General features: G+C 72.5%; 1 protein-coding gene. It reads left to right on the top strand.

The genetic code is table 11. The features are described from left to right. Window positions 1-93: 93 nt before the first annotated feature. Window positions 94-825, top strand: a 732-nt coding sequence (locus F8178_RS20340; protein WP_317496467.1) for a DUF222 domain-containing protein, incomplete at its 3' end; no start/stop codon positions are given.

Here is an 825-nt window from a genome sequence, read left to right as displayed (position 1 = left end):
GTGTGTTCTTTTGTGGGGGTGATGGTTGGCGGGGTGGGGGTTGCGCTTCCTGGGCCCGGCACCGCGTGGTGGCGGGCGGATCGGGGTGGGTTGGTGGAGCAGCTGCACGCGTTGGAGGTGGTGCAGCGGCAGGCGGCGGCGATTCAGGGGGAGATCCTGGTCGAGATGGCTGATCGGGGGCCGTTGGCCGAGTACGGCTCCGGTAGCTTGCCCGCGCTGTTGCGGGATGTGTTGCCGGTGGATCTGGCCGAGGGGAAGCGGCGGGTGGCCCGGGCGCTGGCGTGTCACACCCACCACGGCGCGGTGGGGGAGGTTCCCCCGGCGGCGCCGCAGACCGCGCAGGCTCTGCGTGACGGCGAGGTGGGGGTGCGGCAGGCCGAGGCGGTGGCCGAGACGGTCTCGCGGATCCCCGAGCATGTGCCGGAATCGTCCCGCCGGGAGAGTGAGGGGTATCTGCTGCGGCCGGCCTGTCAGGCCACGGCCCCGGCCGTGTGGCGGGCGGGTAAGCACCTGCTGCGGTATGTCCACGACGACGACCCACCCCCCGACGACGAGGACCGTCCCGAACCCCGGCGGGAGCTGCGGTGGTCCTGGCGCCGCGACGGGCGGCTGAACCTGGCCGGGATCGTGGATGCCGAGACCGGCCACGCCCTGGAAACCGCGCTGAGCCCGCTGGCCAAACCCCAACCCGCCACCGACGGCACCCCCGATACCCGGCCTCCGGAGCAGCGCCAGGGTGACGCGTTCGCGGCCATGGTCGGGCTCGTACTCGACGAGGGCAAACTTCCCGCCGAAGGTGGGGAGAAACCCCGCCTAGTGATCACC

It is taken from the genome of Haloechinothrix sp. LS1_15 (assembly GCF_033042135.1).
Taxonomy (GTDB): domain Bacteria; phylum Actinomycetota; class Actinomycetes; order Mycobacteriales; family Pseudonocardiaceae; genus Haloechinothrix.
Note: the sequence above shows the minus strand (reverse complement) of the source record. Positions and strands in the feature narration are given on the sequence as shown.